This is a genomic window from Sphingomonas sp. Leaf10, assembly GCF_001421245.1.
Lineage (GTDB): Bacteria > Pseudomonadota > Alphaproteobacteria > Sphingomonadales > Sphingomonadaceae > Sphingomonas.
On record NZ_LMKE01000034.1, the window covers coordinates 227144 to 242898 of the forward strand.

Annotated in this window: 14 protein-coding genes; 12 read left to right on the forward strand and 2 right to left on the reverse strand. The window is 68.3% G+C overall.

Features of this window, described 5'->3' with window-relative positions:
• The first annotated feature begins 144 nt into the window (after positions 1–144).
• The 9 genes from ASE59_RS18770 to ASE59_RS18810 all read left to right on the forward strand — a co-directional run bounded on the left by ASE59_RS18770 (position 145) and on the right by ASE59_RS18810 (position 10908).
• A complete protein-coding gene (locus ASE59_RS18770) occupies positions 145–1350 on the forward strand; it encodes an efflux RND transporter periplasmic adaptor subunit (protein ID WP_056460193.1) in 1206 nt (401 codons plus the stop codon).
• A 4-nt stretch (positions 1351–1354) separates the two neighbouring features.
• Positions 1355–4552, forward strand: coding sequence for an efflux RND transporter permease subunit (locus ASE59_RS18775; RefSeq protein WP_056460061.1), 3198 nt, complete (start codon positions 1355–1357; stop codon positions 4550–4552).
• 101 nt (positions 4553–4653) lie between these two features.
• Complete coding sequence (locus ASE59_RS18780; RefSeq protein WP_056460063.1) at positions 4654–5919, forward strand: DUF445 domain-containing protein; 1266 nt, start codon at positions 4654–4656, stop codon at positions 5917–5919.
• A 355-nt stretch (positions 5920–6274) separates the two neighbouring features.
• Positions 6275–6937 (forward strand): ligase-associated DNA damage response endonuclease PdeM, encoded by a 663-nt coding sequence (gene pdeM, locus ASE59_RS18785; protein ID WP_056460066.1) that lies wholly within the window; start codon positions 6275–6277, stop codon positions 6935–6937.
• 231 nt (positions 6938–7168) lie between these two features.
• Positions 7169–8296 carry a homoserine O-acetyltransferase MetX gene (metX, locus tag ASE59_RS18790; RefSeq protein ID WP_056460069.1) on the forward strand — a complete coding sequence of 376 codons (1128 nt, stop codon included), beginning with the start codon at positions 7169–7171 and terminating at the stop codon, positions 8294–8296.
• The gene (locus ASE59_RS18795) at positions 8293–8727 is read left to right on the forward strand and encodes a GNAT family N-acetyltransferase (protein WP_056460072.1); all 435 of its coding nucleotides are present in this window, start codon (positions 8293–8295) and stop codon (positions 8725–8727) included. The genes metX and ASE59_RS18795 overlap by 4 nt, the downstream gene beginning before the upstream one ends.
• Positions 8724–9335, forward strand: coding sequence for a methionine biosynthesis protein MetW (gene metW, locus ASE59_RS18800; protein WP_056460076.1), 612 nt, complete (start codon positions 8724–8726; stop codon positions 9333–9335). The genes ASE59_RS18795 and metW overlap by 4 nt, the downstream gene beginning before the upstream one ends.
• A 42-nt stretch (positions 9336–9377) precedes the next feature.
• Positions 9378–10070, forward strand: a complete 693-nt coding sequence (locus ASE59_RS18805; protein WP_056460078.1) for a hypothetical protein — start codon at positions 9378–9380, stop codon at positions 10068–10070.
• 40 nt (positions 10071–10110) lie between these two features.
• Positions 10111–10908: a DUF72 domain-containing protein gene (locus ASE59_RS18810; RefSeq protein WP_056460082.1), complete on the forward strand. Its 798-nt coding sequence runs from the start codon at positions 10111–10113 to the stop codon at positions 10906–10908.
• On the opposite strand, the gene ASE59_RS18815 is transcribed toward ASE59_RS18810, so the two are convergent.
• Together ASE59_RS18815 and tsaD are read right to left on the reverse strand one after the other, a co-directional pair.
• The gene (locus ASE59_RS18815) at positions 10909–11883 is read right to left on the reverse strand and encodes an NAD(P)H-dependent glycerol-3-phosphate dehydrogenase (protein ID WP_056460085.1); all 975 of its coding nucleotides are present in this window, start codon (positions 11881–11883) and stop codon (positions 10909–10911) included.
• Positions 11880–12920: a tRNA (adenosine(37)-N6)-threonylcarbamoyltransferase complex transferase subunit TsaD gene (gene tsaD / locus ASE59_RS18820; protein ID WP_056460086.1), complete on the reverse strand. Its 1041-nt coding sequence runs from the start codon at positions 12918–12920 to the stop codon at positions 11880–11882. Before tsaD ends, ASE59_RS18815 begins: the two co-directional genes overlap by 4 nt.
• 305 nt (positions 12921–13225) lie before the next feature.
• Here tsaD and hemC point away from each other — a divergent pair, with 305 nt between their 5' ends.
• The 3 genes from hemC to ASE59_RS18835 are packed head-to-tail and all read left to right on the forward strand — an operon-like array spanning position 13226 to position 15753.
• Positions 13226–14137: a hydroxymethylbilane synthase gene (gene hemC / locus ASE59_RS18825; protein ID WP_056460089.1), complete on the forward strand. Its 912-nt coding sequence runs from the start codon at positions 13226–13228 to the stop codon at positions 14135–14137.
• Positions 14134–14805, forward strand: a complete 672-nt coding sequence (locus tag ASE59_RS18830) for a uroporphyrinogen-III synthase (RefSeq protein ID WP_056460092.1) — start codon at positions 14134–14136, stop codon at positions 14803–14805. The genes hemC and ASE59_RS18830 overlap by 4 nt, the downstream gene beginning before the upstream one ends.
• 30 nt (positions 14806–14835) lie before the next feature.
• On the forward strand, positions 14836–15753 hold the full coding sequence (locus ASE59_RS18835) for a hypothetical protein (RefSeq protein WP_056460095.1): 918 nt from the start codon (positions 14836–14838) through the stop codon (positions 15751–15753).
• Positions 15754–15755 lie beyond the last annotated feature (2 nt).

A 15755-nucleotide genomic window follows, 5' to 3' on the forward strand; every position in this document is an offset into this window, starting at 1 on the left:
CCCGCCGCAAAACGTGGCATGAACGCAATCGATGCAGGCCTTGCCGTTCTTATCGAAAAACGCGATGTCTATGCTTGAGGGTAGTGCTGTATTGATGTAATACAGCGCGAAATGGGCTGGGGGCCCGCCAACGGGATGGGGTGGATGAATTACGAATCGACGTCGATTGCGGGTGACCGCCAGTTGCTGACCGGACCCGACGGCGCGCCGCGGTCGCGCCGCCGTGCTGTCATCGTCGGGATCGTGATCGTCCTGCTCGTCGTGGTCGGTGCCTTCTGGGCATTCGGTCGCAAGGGCGGGGATGCCCCCGCTGCGAAAGGCCCGCCGCCCGCTGCCGCCGGTGCGCTGCCCAAGGTGACGGTGGTCGTTCCCGGCCGCGATACGGTGACCCGCGCGGTGACGGGTACCGGATCGCTCGCCGCACGGCGCGAAATGCCGGTCGGTGTCGTCGGCGAAGGCGGTCTGGTCACACGCGTGCTCGTCGAGCCGGGTAGCTGGGTAAGCGCCGGACAAGTGCTCGCGACGGTCGATCGCTCGGTACAGGCGCAGACCGCCGAATCGCTGTCGGCACAGGTTCGCGTCGCCCGTGCCGATGCGCAGATCGCACAGACCGAACTCGACCGGTCGAACCAGCTGGTCGAACGCGGCTTCGTGTCGAAGGCCGATATCGATCGCAAGACCGCGACCCGCGACGCCGCCAATGCCCGCGTCCGCGTGGCGCAGGCGCAGCTGGCCGAGACGCAGGCGCGCAACCGCCGCCTCGACATCCGTGCGCCCGCCGCCGGTCTCGTGCTGACCCGCGCGGTCGAGCCGGGGCAGGTCGTCGGCAGCGGCAGCGGCGTGCTGTTCCGCGTCGCGATGGGCGGGCAGATGGAAATGCGCGCGCAATTGTCCGAAGCCGATCTCGCCAGCGTCCGCGCCGGTTCGGCGGCGGAGGTCGTGCCGGTCGGCGATACCCGCGTGTTCAAGGGGCAGGTGTGGCAGGTCGCCCCGATCATCGATCCGCAGACGCGGCAGGGCATTGCCCGCATCGCGCTGAACTACGACCCCGCGCTGCGCCCCGGCGGCTTTGCCAGCGCGCGTATCGGCGCCGGTGCGTCGACCGCGCCATTGCTGCCCGAATCGGCGGTGCTGAACGACGACAAGGGCAGCTATGTCTATCTGGTCGATGCCCGGAACAAGGTCGTGCGCCGCGACGTCCGCGTGGCCGAAGTGTCGGACGAAGGTGCCCTGATCGCCTCCGGGCTGATGGGCGACGAACGCGTGGTGGCGAGCGCCGGCGCGTTCCTCAATCCGGGTCAGGAGGTGGTGCCGGTACGCGCCGCCGCCGCTTCCGCTCGCAAGGAATAGCGCCATGGGCTTTCGCAACATTTCGGCATGGGCGATCCGCAACCCGGTACCGCCGCTGGTGCTGTTCCTCGCGCTGACGATCGCCGGGATCGTCAGCTTCATGCGCATGGATGTGAACCAAGACCCGGACATCGAATTCCCGGTCGCGATCGTCGTCATCAGCCAGCCGGGCGCCGCGCCGACCGAGCTGGAAACGCAGGTGACGCAGCGCGTCGAGTCTGCCGTGCGCGCGCTCCAGGGCATCGATCAGATCGAATCGAGCGTGACCGAAGGCACCTCGACCACCGTCATCCAACTCGACATCGGCACGCCGATCGACCGCGCCGTCAACGACGTGCGCGAAGCGGTGAACCAGATCCGCAGCCAGTTGCCCGACGGCATCCTCGAACCGCAAATCTATCGCGCGAACACGACCGATTCGGATATCGCGTCATGGACCGCGATCGGCGACGACATGACGCCCGAACAGCTCAGCTGGTATGTCGACAATACCGTCGCCAAGGAATTGCTGGCGATCGAGGGCATGGCGACCGTCGAACGGGTCGGCGGCGTCGACCGCGAAATCCGCGTGACGCTCGACCCCGCCCGGTTGCAGGCGCAGGGGCTGACCGCCAGCCAGGTCAATCAGGCGCTGCGGCAGGTCAATCTGAACGCGGCGGGCGGTCAGGCGGAAATCGCCGGATCGCAGCAATCGGTCCGCGTGCTCGGCAACGCCGCCACAGCCTATGCCCTGTCGCAGACGCAGGTGCCGGTCGGCGGCGGACGATCGGTCCGACTATCCGATATCGCCGAAGTCCGCGACGCCTATGCCGAACCCAAGAGCCGCGCCGAATATAATGGCCGCCCGGTGCTGGCGTTCGATATCAAGCGGGCCAAGGGCGCGTCCGACGTTACCGTGTTCCACGAAGCGGAAAAGCGGATCGCCGAACTGCAGAAGCGCAACCCGCAGGTCCGCTTCGCGCTGCTGTCCAATTCGGTCGAATTCACCGAGATCCAATATCATTCGGCGATGACCGCAATGGTCGAAGGCGCGCTGCTCGCGATCGTCGTCGTGTTCCTGTTCCTGCGCGACTGGCGGGCGACGATCATTTCCGCGCTGGCCATCCCGTTGTCGGCGATCCCCGCCTTCTGGTTTATGGACATGCTGGGCTTCACCCTCAACCAGATGACGCTGCTCGCGCTCAGCCTGGTCGCGGGCGTGCTGGTCGACGATGCGATCGTGGAGATCGAGAATATCGTCCGCCACATGCGCATGGGCAAATCCGCCTATCAGGCATCGATCGACGCGGCCGACGAAATCGGTATCGCGGTGCTGGCGACGACGATGGCGATCGTCGCCGTCTTCCTGCCGGTCGGGCTGATGCCCGGCATTTCGGGCCAGTTCTTCAAGAATTTCGGCCTGACCGTCGTCGCGTCGGTGCTGATGAGTCTTGCCGTCGCGCGCCTCATCACGCCGATGATCGCCGCCTATTTCCTGAAGGCGCACGGCACCGCCAGCCATGGCGAAGGCTGGCTGATGGACCGGTATATGGGCGTGCTGCGCTGGACGCTGCGCCATCGCTGGTCGACGATCGCCGGCGCGGTCGTCGCCCTCGCGCTGACCGTGGTGATGTTCATGGTCCTGCCGCAGACCTTCCAGCCGCCGCAGGACCGCGAGCGCGTGACCGCCAGCGTCGAGATGGTGCCGGGCACCACGCTCGAACAGACTGCGGTCGTCGTGAAGCGCGTCGAGAACCTGTTGCGCGCGCAGCCGCTGGTCAAATCGGTCTATTCGTCGAGCTATGCCGGCAATGGCCGCGTGACCGCCGAGCTGATCGACAAGCCGAGCTTCGGCGAACGGTTGCGCCACAGCCTCGGCCTGGTCGACGATGCGACCTATGCCGCGAAGCGCACGACCAAGAGCACCGAATTCGAACGCGGCCTTGCTCCGCAACTGGCGGCGATCCCCGATGCGCGGGTGTCGTTCCGGTCGCAATTCGGCTGGGGCGGGTCGAGCCGCGACCTGTCTGTCACGCTGGGCGGGGATGACCCGGTCAAGCTGAACGAGACCGCGAACCTGCTGGTCAAGCAGATGGAGAAGCTGCCGATGGTGGTCGCCCCGCGCGTGTCGGGCGATCTGAAGCGGCCGGAGATCATCATCCGTCCGCGCAGCGACCTTGCCGCCAGCCTGGGCGTGACCACCGCCGCGCTGTCGGGGGCGATCCGTATCGCGACGCTGGGCGATATAGACCAGAACAGCGCGCGCTTCTCGCTGTCCGACCGGCAGATCCCGATCCGCGTCGCCCTGTCGCGCGATGCCCGGTCGCGGCTGTCGACGATCCAGAACCTGCCGGTCCCGACCGGCAATGGCGGATCGGTGCCGCTGTCGGTCGTGGCGGACATCGGCTTCGGCGCGGGTCCGACCAAGATCGACCGCATCAACCAGCAGCGTCGTCTGGTCGTCGGTGCCGATCTGGCGCCAGGCGTCGTGTCGGGCGTCGCGCAAAAGGCGATCCACGACCTGCCCATCATGAAGAACCTGCCGCTCGGCGTCACCGAACTGACCGTCGGTCAGGCGAAGTGGCAGGGCGAGATGATCCAGAACTTCATCGTCGCGGTGATCTCCGGCATCTTCCTCGTCTTCGGCGTGCTGGTGCTGCTCTACAAGCGGGTCATGCCGCCGTTCGTGAACATGGGGTCGCTGCTGCTGGCACCGCTCGGCGGGCTGCTGGCGCTGTGGCTCACCGGCAATCCGATCTCGATGCCGGTCTATATCGGGCTGCTGATGCTGCTCGGCATCGTCGCCAAGAACTCGATCCTGCTGATCGACTTCGCGCTGGAGGAGATGGAGAAGGGCGTCGACAAGGAGGTCGCGATCCTCGACGCCGGGCACAAGCGCGCCCAGCCGATCGTGATGACCACGGTCGCGATGGTCGCGGGCATGGTGCCGACCGCACTCGCGCTGTCGGGTGACGCATCGTTCCGCGGGCCGATGGGCATCACCGTGATCGGCGGCCTGACGCTGTCGACGCTGCTGACGCTGCTGATCGTGCCGGGCGCGTTCAGCCTGGCGGTCGGCCTCGAACGCTGGGTCGGCCCGCGCCTGTCGCGGCGGCTGCTCACCTATCGTCCGGGCGATGCCGACCGTCCGGCGATCGAGCACCAGCCGGGCGGACACCTGCCGCCCGCCGACGGGCCGAAGTCGCTGCCGGCGGCGGAATGATGCCATCCCCGTTCGGTTCGAAGACGACGCGAACCGAACGGGGCCGGTAGCGGGCATGGCCTGCTATTGAACTTTCCCGGCAGCCGGCGATTGTTTCGCCGATGCCACGATCCTCCACCATCGCTGGAACCGGCGATGCGGTTCCCCTTCCCCTACGCCGGATGCGGCGGGTCGCCACGCTCATGCTGGTGGCGATGGCGGGGCTGTTCCTGCTGTCGCGGGGGATGGAGGGGGCGCATCCGGCATGGGGCTTCGTGCAGGCCTTTGCCGAGGCGGCGATGGTCGGTGGCCTTGCCGACTGGTTCGCAGTCACCGCGCTGTTCCGCCATCCGCTCGGCCTGCCGATCCCGCATACTGCGATCATTCCGCGCAACAAGGACCGTATCGGCGACACGCTCGCCGCGTTCCTGCGCGACAATTTCCTGACCGCGCATGTCGTCGCCCGCCGCATGTACCGGATGGATGCCGCCGCCATCGCCGGCCGGTGGCTGGCCGATCCGGCGACGCGGAGCGGGCGGCTGCGCCACGGCGCCTCCCGCCTCGCGGTCAATGTGCTGGAGGGGCTCGACCCCGATCAGTTCGGGACGATGGTGCGCGGCGCGCTCGCCAACCGACTGCGGGCGATGCGGGTATCGCCGGCGCTCGGCCGTACGCTGGATGCGGCGATCGCCGAGGATCGCCACCTGCCGCTGGTCGACGCGATCATCCGCTGGACGTCCAAGACGCTCGACGCGAACGAGGAACTGGTCCGCGCGATGATCCAGAAGCGCGCCGGGGCGGTGCTGCGCTGGACCGGGCTGGACGCGACGCTGGCGACGTCGGTGCTGAACGGCCTGCACAAGATGCTGGCAGAGGTCGCCGAAGATCCCGCCCACCCGTTGCGCGCCAAGGCGAACGAGGGTCTGGCGCTGCTCGCCCACGACCTGCAACATTCGCCCGACATGCAGGCGAAGATCGAGCGGCTGAAGAACGACCTGATCGAAAACCCGGCGCTGGCCGGCTGGTGGATGGGGGTGTGGGAGCGGATTCGCGGCGGGCTGCTGGGCGCCGCGCGCAATCCCGACCGCGCGCTCGCCGGGCCGATCGGCGACGCGATGCGGCAACTGGGGCTGACGCTGCAAAACGATCCCACGTTGAAGGCAAAGGTCAACCGCTTCGTCCGCCGCGCGGTGGTCGGCGCGGTCGCCGATTATGGCGACGGTATCGTCCGGCTGGTATCGGACACGGTGCGCGGCTGGGATGCGCAAACGATCACCGGCCGGCTGGAAAACGCGGTCGGGCGCGATCTGCAGTTCATCCGGATCAACGGAACGCTGGTCGGCGGCACCGTCGGCCTTGCCATCCATGTCGTCGATATCTGGCTGTAGGTCGCCATCATCCCGAGGGACGTGATTCTCAAGGCAGAAGAAGATTGGTTCGCGCGGAGGCGCAGAGGCGCAGAGATGTCGCGTGCAGGGCGATTATGGCCTGTCTGGCGAAGCCTCTTTGCGTTCGGACCTCGCCGAGGAAAAGCCGCAGTCGCGGCGTGCGCATCCTCTCAGCGCCTCTGCGCCTCTGCGCGATACATCCTTACTTCTTCGCCGCGCCTCCGCAGAAACGACGGACGCGTCGACTCTCGCACACTAGTAATCACCACCACCTATGAAATGATGACGGTCGTACAAATCGAATCGTTACGCCCCCATGGCTTGAGCGCCGCATCGACTGCGCTATAGGCACGCCATGGTTCGCCTTTCGTTCGCCGGTCATGCTTTCGATGCCCTCTCCGCCGGCGCGCTCTACTGGCCGGCGCGGCGGGCATTGCTGTTCGCCGACCTGCATTTCGAAAAGGCGAGCTGGTTCGCCCAGTTCGGGCAGATGCTGCCGCCCTACGACACGCTGGAAACGCTGGCGGGGATAGAGGCGGTGGTCGCCCGGACGCAGCCTGCGGAAATCTGGTGCCTCGGCGACAGTTTCCACGATATCGGCGGCTGCGACCGGCTGTCCGACGAAGCGCAGACGCGGCTGCGCGCGCTGACGGCGGCGAACGACTGGACCTGGATCACTGGCAATCACGACCGGATCGTCGCCGATCATTGCGGCGGACGGGTGATCGACGAGGCGGTCGTCGACGGGCTGGTGCTGCGCCACGAAGCCGATCCGCGCGAGACCCGGCCCGAATTGTCGGGCCATTTCCATCCCAAGCTGCGGGTGAAGCTGCGCGGGCGCGGCGTGTCGCGGCGCTGTTTCGTGGCGACCGCGACCAAGCTGATCCTGCCCGCCTTCGGATCGCTGACCGGCGGATTGGACGCGCATCACCCCGAAATCGTCCGCGCGGTCGGTAGCGGTGCCGAGGCGCTCATCGCGCTGGAGGACCGGTTGCTGCGCTTCCCGCTGGCGGCGTAGCGAAAAGACTACAAAAAGAACCGTTCGTGCTGAGTAGGGGCTGAGCGCAGTCGAAGACCCGTATCGAAGCACATGCGGCAGGCGGTCCTTCGATACGCTATTTCACAGGCTCAATAGCTACTCAGGACGAACGGGTCGAACCATGTCATCCCGCCTTGTTCGCGTCCGCCGTTCGGCCGAACCCTGCCGCGAAGCTTGAACCCGCCGCCCCACGCATTTACCGCAGCGCGCATGGATTCCCGTTTCGGTCCCGATCGTCGCGCGACACTGGCCAGGCCGCTGGCACTGGATGGCGGCGCGACCCTGCCCGCGATCGACATCGCCTATGAAACCTATGGCACGCTGTCGCCGGCGCGCGACAATGCGATCCTGATCTGCCACGCGCTGACCGGCGATCAGCATGTCGCATCGACCCATCCGCGCACCGGCAAGCCCGGCTGGTGGTCGCGCATGGTCGGTCCGGGCAAGCCGATCGACCTGAACAAGCATTTCGTCATCTGTTCGAACGTGTTGGGCAGTTGCATGGGGTCGTCGGGTCCGGCCAGCATCGATCCCGCGACCGGTTCGCCATGGGCGATGCGCTTTCCGGTACTGACGATCCGCGACATGGTGCGCGCGCAGGGGATGCTGCTCGACCATCTCGGCATCGACCGGCTGCGCGCGGTGGTCGGCGGGTCGATGGGCGGCATGCAGGCGCTGTCCTGGTCGGCGACGCTGCCCGACCGGGTGCAGGCGGTCGTGGTGATCGCGTCGACCGCGCGGCATTCGGCGCAGAACATCGCCTTCCACGAAGTCGGACGACAGGCGATCATGGCCGATCCCGACTGGCGCGGCGGTGATTATTATGCCGATGGGTCGCCGCCCGCCGCCGGGCTGTCGGTCGCGCGGATGGCGGCGCACATCACCTATCTGTCCGAAGCGGGCCTGACCGCCAAATTCGGCCGCAAGTTGCAGGCGCGCGCCGATGGACAGGCCGGCGCCAAGACGTTCGGATTCGACGCCGATTTTCAGGTCGAAAGCTATCTGCGCCATCAGGGGCTGGCCTTTACCGACCGGTTCGACGCCAACTCCTATCTCTACATCACTCGCGCGCTCGATTATTTCGATCTGGCGGAGGAGCATGGCGGCACGCTGGCCAATGCGTTCCGGCAGACGAAGGCGCGGTTCTGCATCGTCAGCTTCGATACCGACTGGCTGTATCCGACCGCCGAATCTCGCAGCATCGTCCATGCGCTGAACGCGGCGGGCGCGCCGGCCAGCTTCGTCGAACTGTCCTCGCCGTTCGGCCATGACGCGTTCCTGCTCGATTCGCCCGAACTCGACCGGATCATGCGCGGCTTTCTGGAGGCCGGAGCATGACCGTCGAATTCTCCGACGATCGCGACCGGCTCGACATCGCCCGCATCCATGCATGGCTTGCGTCGAGCTACTGGTCGCCGGGGATCGAGCGTACGCTGGTCGAACGGGCCATTGCCGGATCGCACCCGCTCGGCGCCTATCGCGACGGCGTGCAACTGGGGTTCGCGCGCGTGATCACCGATCGGGCAACCTTCGCGTGGATCGCCGACGTGTTCGTCGACGATGCCGCGCGCGGTCAGGGGATCGGTCGGGCGATGGTCGACTGGTTCGTCGGCCATCCCGATCTTGCCGGCATCCGCCGCATCGGCCTCGTCACCGCCGATGCGCATGGGGTGTATGAAAAGCTCGGCTTTCATGCCCTGCTGCGCCCCGATCGCTATATGGAACGGCTGTCGGCGGATGCGGCGGCGATGCTGAAGGCGATGCCATGACGACGACGATCGGATCACAGGCATCCTTGCGCCCCGACCTCGCGATCATCGCCGCGCATGTCGCGCGCGGATCGCGGGTACTCGATGTCGGGTGCGGCGACGGGCAGTTGATGACCGCGCTGCGCGACGAACGCGGCGTCGATGCGCGGGGGCTGGAGATCGATCCGGGCAATGTCGCCGATGCGATGGCGCGCGGGCTGTCGGTGATGCAGGGCGATGCCGATCGCGACCTCGCCGACTATCCCGACGCCAGCTTCGACTATGCGATCCTCAGCCAGACGTTGCAGACGGCGATGCGGCCGCATGTCGTGCTCGACCATCTGCTGCGCATCGGCGCGCAGGCGTTCGTCTCGTTCCCGAACTTCGCGCACTGGCGGGTGCGGGCGTCGCTGTTGTGGGGCGGGCGGATGCCGGTGACGAAGCTGCTGCCCCTCGAATGGTATGAGACGCCCAACATCCACCATGTCACCATCGACGATTTCCGGGCGTTCGTCGCAAAGCGGGGGATCACCGTCGTCGATGCGTGGTTCCTGTCGGGGGGCAAGCGCACCACGGCGGCGGCGGCCAATTTCCGCGCCGAACATGCGGTCTTCCTGCTGCGACGCTGATCGCGCCGGCGATGAAAGGGGCGACGAAGGGGAGTGAGTGACATGCGTACCCGCCTGCTGTTGGTCATCGCATGCGGTGCCGCCGTGCTTGCCGGGTGCGCCCGCAAGACGCCCGAGGTGGCGACCGTCACGCCGCCGCCGATCCTGGTCCCGCCGCCCGCGCCGAAGCCCAAACCGCCACAGGGGGCCGCCCCGAACCTGACCATCCCGGCGGCGACGCCCGATGGCGGCTATGCGACGCTCAACCGCGGGCTCAGCACCGACGCCGCGCTGTGGCATTTGCGGGCAGCGCTCAACGTCGCGGCGCTCCAGTGCAACATCGGCGATCCGGCCGGGGTCGCCGCCTATAATCGGCTGCTCAAGGGGCATGCCGCACGCTTCGCCGCCGCGTTCAAGGCGCTGGAGACCGAATATAAGCGCGGCGGCGGTGACTGGCAGGACCGGTTCGACGATGCGATGACCCGCGTCTACAACTATTTTGCCCAACCGCCGGTCCGCGAACCCTTTTGTGCACGGGCGCTGCCGATGTTGACACAGGTGGCGGACATGCCGGCGGGCGGGCTGGACGCCTTCGCCGCCCCCGGAATCGCCGCGCTCGACCAGCCGTTCGTCGATTTCTACCGCGCCTACGACGCATATCGCGCCGCGCTGTCAACTTGGACCGCCGAACAGCCCCCGGTGCTGACCGTCGACCCACAAATATTGACCACTTCCAGCGACGTAACCGCCCACTGACCCCTTGCCAGCACGGCCCCCACGCGACACCTTCGTCACCATGTCTAACGCTCCCATTCGCATCGGTATCGGCGGCTGGACCTTCGCGCCGTGGCGCGGCAGCTTCTATCCCGAAAAACTGCCCCAGAAGCGCGAGTTGGAGTATGCGAGCCACGCGCTGACTGCGATCGAAATCAACGCGACCTATCACGGCACCCAGAAGCCGGCGAGTTTCGCCAACTGGGCCGCGACCGCACCCGATGGCTTCGTGTTCGCGGTCAAGGCTTCGCGCTTCTGCACCAATCGCAAGGTATTGGCGGAGGCTGAGGAATCGATCGCGAAGTTCGTCGGTTCGGGCATCACCGAGCTCGGCGACAAGCTCGGCCCGATCCTGTGGCAGTTCATGGCGACCAAGAAATTCGACGCCGACGACTTCGCCGCCTTCCTCGCGCTGCTTCCAGCAACCCATGCCGGCGTGAATCTGCGCCACGCGGTACAGGTCCGTCACGACAGTTTCCATGTTCCCGAATTCGTGGCGATGGCGCGCAAGGCAGGGGTCGCGATCGTCCATGCCGATGCGGCGGAATATCCTGCCATCGCCGACGTCACCGGCGATTTCGTCTATGCCCGGCTGGAAAACGCCGTCGAGAACGTGGCGACAGGCTATGACGACGCCGCGCTCGATCGCTGGGGAGAGGCTGCGCGGACCTGGGCGTCGGGGGGCACGCCCGACGGCCTGCCCTATGCCGACCCGACCGTGCCGCCGGAGAAACCGCGCGAAACCTTCATCTTCTTCATCAACGGCGCCAAAGTCAGGGCGCCAGCCGGCGCGCAGGCGCTGATCGAGCGAATCAAATAATCACATTCCCTCGCGGCGCAGCGGGCGGCTGAGCAGCGCTTCGATCACCTGCCCGACCGGGGTGCCGGTCAAGAGCGCGCCGACCGCCGCCGTCACCGGCATGTCGACGCCCGCCTCCGCCGCCGCCTCGCACAATACCGGCGCGGTGAAGGCGCCCTCTGCCACCGTCCGGCGATCCGCCAACAGGTCGGCGGCGGCGCGTCCCTGCCCCAGCCCGACGCCCAGCGAATAGTTGCGCGACGCGGTCGACGAACAGGTCAGCACCAGATCGCCCAGCCCCGACAGCCCGGCCAGCGTTTCCGCCCGCGCACCGCGCGCCAGACCGAAACGGGTCATTTCGGCGAAACCACGTGCGATCACCGAGGCGCGCGCATTCTGGCCCAGCCCCGCCCCCTCGACCACGCCGCAGGCGATGGCGAGGACGTTCTTGACCGCCCCGCCGATCTCCGCGCCGATCACGTCGTCGCTGGCATAGGGTCGGAAGCCCGGCGCGGCGAGCCGCTCGGCCAGCCGGTCGCGCAACGCGGCATCGGCGCAGGCGAGGGTGACAGCGGTCGGCTTGCCCGCCGCGACCTCGTGCGCAAAGGTAGGGCCGGACAGCACCGCGACCGGCGCCTGGGGATGGACGGCGCGCGCGACCTCGCCGACCAGCATCCGGCTGCCCGCCTCGATGCCCTTCGCGCACAGCACCAGCGCGCGTTCGTCGACATTGATCGTTGACAATATGCTGCGCACATGTTGCGCCGGGGTCACGACCAGCAGCGCATCGGCTGAATTGAGGTCGGCGCTGTCGGTCGTGGCGCGGATTGCCCTCGACAGGGTAACATCGGGAAGGAACACCGGGTTCTCTTGCCGATCGTTGATCGCCTCGGCGACGTCGCGCTCGCGCACCCATAACGTCACGTCGCCGCCGCGCGCGGCGACCTGTGCCAGCGCGGTGCCCCATGCGCCGCCGCCGATGACCCCGATCTTCATGCCTTCACTCCTGCCCCGCGCACCTTTTCCGCCGACGGATCGAGCGGCCAGCGCGGGCGCGCCGCCACGTCGAGCGGGTCGCTATGCCCCGCCATGAACCGCTCCGCCCCGGCCCAGGCGATCATCGCCGCATTGTCGGTACACAGCCACAATGGCGGCGCGACGAAGCGCAGGTCGTTGGCCACGGCCAGTTCCTCCAGCGCGCCACGCACCGCGCGATTGGCGGCGACCCCGCCCGCCACGACCAGCGCGCTGACCGGCCCGGTCAGCTTCAGCGCCAGCTTCGTCCGGTCGAGCAGGCAGTCCACGACCGCCTGCTGGAACGACGCCGCGATATCGGCAACCGAATGGGTGCCGGCATCATGCGCGCGCAGCACCGCGCTCTTCAGACCGGCGAAGGAGAAATGCGGATCGGGCGTACCGATCAGCGGCCGGGGCAGCGGCACCGCCCGCGCGTTACCCTCGATCGCCGCCGCCTCGACCCGCGGACCGCCGGGATAGCCCAGCCCCAGCACCTTGGCGGTCTTGTCGAACGCCTCGCCCGCCGCATCGTCGATCGTCGTGCCCAGCCGCCGATACTGCCCGACGCCATCGACCCGCAGCAACTGGCAATGGCCGCCCGAGACCAGCAGCAGGAGGTATGGGTAGGCAAGGTCGGGATCGGTCAGCCGCGGCGACAGCGCATGTCCCTCCAGATGATTGACCGCGACCAGCGGCTTGTTCGCCGCGAGCGCCAGCGCCTTGGCAGTGACCAGCCCGACCATCACCCCGCCGATCAGCCCCGGCCCGGCGGTCGCCGCGATCGCGTCCACTTGCGCGAGGGCGACGCCGGCATCGGCCAGCGCCCCTTCGACCAGCGACGGCAGGATTTCGACATGGGCGCGGGCGGCGATTTCGGGCACGACCCCGCCATAGGGGGCATGCGCCGCTTCCTGTCCGGCAAGGCGGTGCGACAGGATCGTGCGGTCGCCACGGACGAGCGCGACGGCAGTCTCGTCGCAGCTGGATTCGATCCCGAGGATGAGGGGGTTGGCCATTCGCCCGGCTGTAGCGCGGATGGGGGGAGAGAAGAAAGATTGGTTCACGCGAAGGCGCGAAGACGCGGAGAAGGAATAGAAGGGATTGTTTTCGCGCAGAGGCGCCGAGGACGCAGAGAAAGCGTCAGTCTGTCGCCGCGACAGCGGCTCCCAACCATGTGTCTCCCGATCGCAAAAGCTTCCGTCCGATCGCAACCCCTCTGCGCCTCCGCGCCTCCGCGCGAAGACAATCTTCTTTGCGCCTTCGCGCCTCCGCGTGAACCAACCTTCTTGCCCCGAACGAACCCGATAGATAGCGAGCGACGATGACCTTCAAACTGGGCACGCGCGGATCGCCGCTGGCATTGGTGCAGGCGCATGCCACGCGCGACGCGCTGGCGATGGCGCATCAGATCGATCCGGCAGAAATCGAGATCGTGACGATCAAGACCACCGGCGACCGGGTGCAGGACCGTGCGCTGGCCGAGATCGGCGGCAAGGCGCTGTGGACCAAGGAGCTCGACCGCGCGCTGTGCTGCGGTGACATCGACGCGGCGGTCCATTCGATGAAGGATGTCGAGACGATCCGCCCGACCGAGATCCGCATCGCCGCGATGCTGCCGCGCGCCGATGTCCGCGACCGGCTGGTCGGGATCGCCTCTCTGGCCGAACTGCGCGACGGCGGCGTCGTCGGCACCAGCAGCCCACGGCGGGCGGCGCAAGTGCTGCACCACCGTCCCGATGCGAAGATCGTGTTGTTCCGGGGCAACGTCGACACGCGCCTCACAAAGCTGGCGGCGGGCGAGGTCGACGCGACGCTGCTCGCCGCCGCCGGACTTACCCGGTTGGGGCGGCCCGATGTCGGGACGGCGGTCGCGATCGACGACATGCTCCCCGCCCCGTCGCAGGGTGCGGTCGGGATCGAGGTACGGGCGGAGGACGAACGCACCCTCGGCTTCGTTCGCGCCATCGACCATGCGCCGACGCATCAGGCGGTGCGCGCCGAACGCGGCTTCCTCGCGGCGCTGGGCGCCGACTGCCATTCGCCGGTCGCGGCGCTGGCGACGATCGCGGACGACGTGCTGACGCTGACCGGGCAGTTGCTGGCGCAGGACGGCAGCGCGCAGGTGCGCGGCAGCGTCAGCGGCGCGATCGACGATATCGACCTGCCGCGCGGCCTCGCCGAAACGCTGCTGGCGCGGGCTCCCGAGCATGTCGCGAAGCTGTTCGCACGATGACCCTGCCGATCGCGGTGTTGCGCCCCGAACCGGGCAATGCCGCGACTGCCAGCGCGATCGAGGCGCTGGGCCGGCGGGCGATCCGGCTGCCGCTGTTCCGGATCGTGCCGCTGCCGTGGAACGGTCCCGAACCGCAGGCGCACGACGCGCTCATCCTGACCAGCGCCAATGCGGTCCGCCATGCCGGGTCGGCGCTCTCGCGCTATGCCGCGCTGCCGGTCCATGCGGTCGGTGCGGCGACGGCGGCGGCGGCGCGGGCGGCGGGACTGCGCGTCGCGGCAACCGGTAGCGGCGATGGCCGGGCCCTGCTCGATGTGGCACAGGCAGGCGGCGTGCGCGCTGGTCTATTGCTGACGGCGCGCGACCGGGCGGTGGCGTCGCATCCGGCGGTGTCCGCGATCGAGACGGTTTATGCCAGCGAGGCAGTCGATCCGGTCGACCCAACGCCGCTCACCGGATCGGTCGCGCTGGTCCACTCGCGCCGGGCTGGCGAGCGGCTGACGGAGTTGGTGCGCGATCGCAGTCGGATCGCCATCGCCGCCATCTCCGATGCAGCGGCAACCGGACTGGGCGGCGGCTGGCGGGCCGTGACGGTGGCGACGCGGCCCGACGATGCCAGCGTGATCGCCGCCGCCATCGCCCTTGCCGACACGCTCGCACGCGATTGACCCGGCGCACGGGCGCGGGGATAAGGCGACATGATCAGCGACGACCCGTCCTTCGCGACGACCAGCGGCCCGTACCGGCAGCGACGAAGCCGGGGATGGCTCCTCATCGCCCTGCTCGCCTTCCTGATCGGCATCGGCGCGACGCTGGCGGTGCTGCGCTATGTTGCGCCCCGGCTCGGCTGGGACGGACCGACGCAGGCTGCGACCTCGGTCGCGCAGCCGACGCCCACTCCCGCGCCGCAACCTATCGCCGCGACCACGCTGCCGATCCTGTCGGCGCGTGAGGCGGCGCTGGCGGCGCGGATCAGCGAATTAGAGACGCGGATCGTCGGGCTCGACACCAGCGCACGCAACGCGGCGGGCTATGCGACGCGGGCCGAGGACATGATGGTGATCGTCGCCACCCGCCGCGCGCTCGATCGCGGACGCCCGCTCGATTACCTCGAAGGGCAGTTGCGCGATCGGTTCGGCAACGGCCGTCCGGACGCGGTCCGCACGCTGATCACCGCCGCGCAGAACCCGGTGACGCTCGACGACCTGCGCAGCGCGCTCGACGCGGTCGCGACGCCGCTGGTCGCTGGCCGGTCGGGCGAGGGCTTCTGGGACGGACTGCGCCGCGAGTTCGGACAGTTGATCGTGCTGCGCCAGGGGCCGACGCCCAGCAGCCGCCCGATCGACCGGCTTGACCGCGCCCGACGGCGGCTCGACACCGGTCAGGTCGAACAGGCGATGGCCGAGATCGAGCGGATGCCCGGTGCCGCCAGTGCGCGCGGCTGGACCGCCGCCGCGGGGCGCTATGTCGAGGCGCGCAAGGCGCTGATCGATCTCGAATCGGTGGCGCTGACCACGCCGGCGCCGGCGCCCGCCGCGCTGCCCGCGCAGGTGCAGGCCGCACCCCCGCAATCCGAATCCACGGTCGCCGCCGATCCGGTCGGCCCAACGCTGTAAGG

Bases quoted from the DNA above. Each gene is read 5' to 3' on its own strand.
- ASE59_RS18770 (WP_056460193.1), top strand. From the start codon at position 145: ATGAATTACGAATCGACGTCGATTGCGGGTGACCGCCAGTTGCTGACC.
- ASE59_RS18775 (WP_056460061.1), top strand. From the start codon at position 1,355: ATGGGCTTTCGCAACATTTCGGCATGGGCGATCCGCAACCCGGTACCG.
- ASE59_RS18780 (WP_056460063.1), top strand. From the start codon at position 4,654: ATGCCACGATCCTCCACCATCGCTGGAACCGGCGATGCGGTTCCCCTT.
- pdeM (WP_056460066.1), top strand. From the start codon at position 6,275: ATGGTTCGCCTTTCGTTCGCCGGTCATGCTTTCGATGCCCTCTCCGCC.
- metX (WP_056460069.1), top strand. From the start codon at position 7,169: ATGGATTCCCGTTTCGGTCCCGATCGTCGCGCGACACTGGCCAGGCCG.
- ASE59_RS18795 (WP_056460072.1), top strand. From the start codon at position 8,293: ATGACCGTCGAATTCTCCGACGATCGCGACCGGCTCGACATCGCCCGC.
- metW (WP_056460076.1), top strand. From the start codon at position 8,724: ATGACGACGACGATCGGATCACAGGCATCCTTGCGCCCCGACCTCGCG.
- ASE59_RS18805 (WP_056460078.1), top strand. From the start codon at position 9,378: ATGCGTACCCGCCTGCTGTTGGTCATCGCATGCGGTGCCGCCGTGCTT.
- ASE59_RS18810 (WP_056460082.1), top strand. From the start codon at position 10,111: ATGTCTAACGCTCCCATTCGCATCGGTATCGGCGGCTGGACCTTCGCG.
- ASE59_RS18815 (WP_056460085.1), bottom strand. From the start codon at position 11,883: ATGAAGATCGGGGTCATCGGCGGCGGCGCATGGGGCACCGCGCTGGCA.
- tsaD (WP_056460086.1), bottom strand. From the start codon at position 12,920: ATGGCCAACCCCCTCATCCTCGGGATCGAATCCAGCTGCGACGAGACT.
- hemC (WP_056460089.1), top strand. From the start codon at position 13,226: ATGACCTTCAAACTGGGCACGCGCGGATCGCCGCTGGCATTGGTGCAG.
- ASE59_RS18830 (WP_056460092.1), top strand. From the start codon at position 14,134: ATGACCCTGCCGATCGCGGTGTTGCGCCCCGAACCGGGCAATGCCGCG.
- ASE59_RS18835 (WP_056460095.1), top strand. From the start codon at position 14,836: ATGATCAGCGACGACCCGTCCTTCGCGACGACCAGCGGCCCGTACCGG.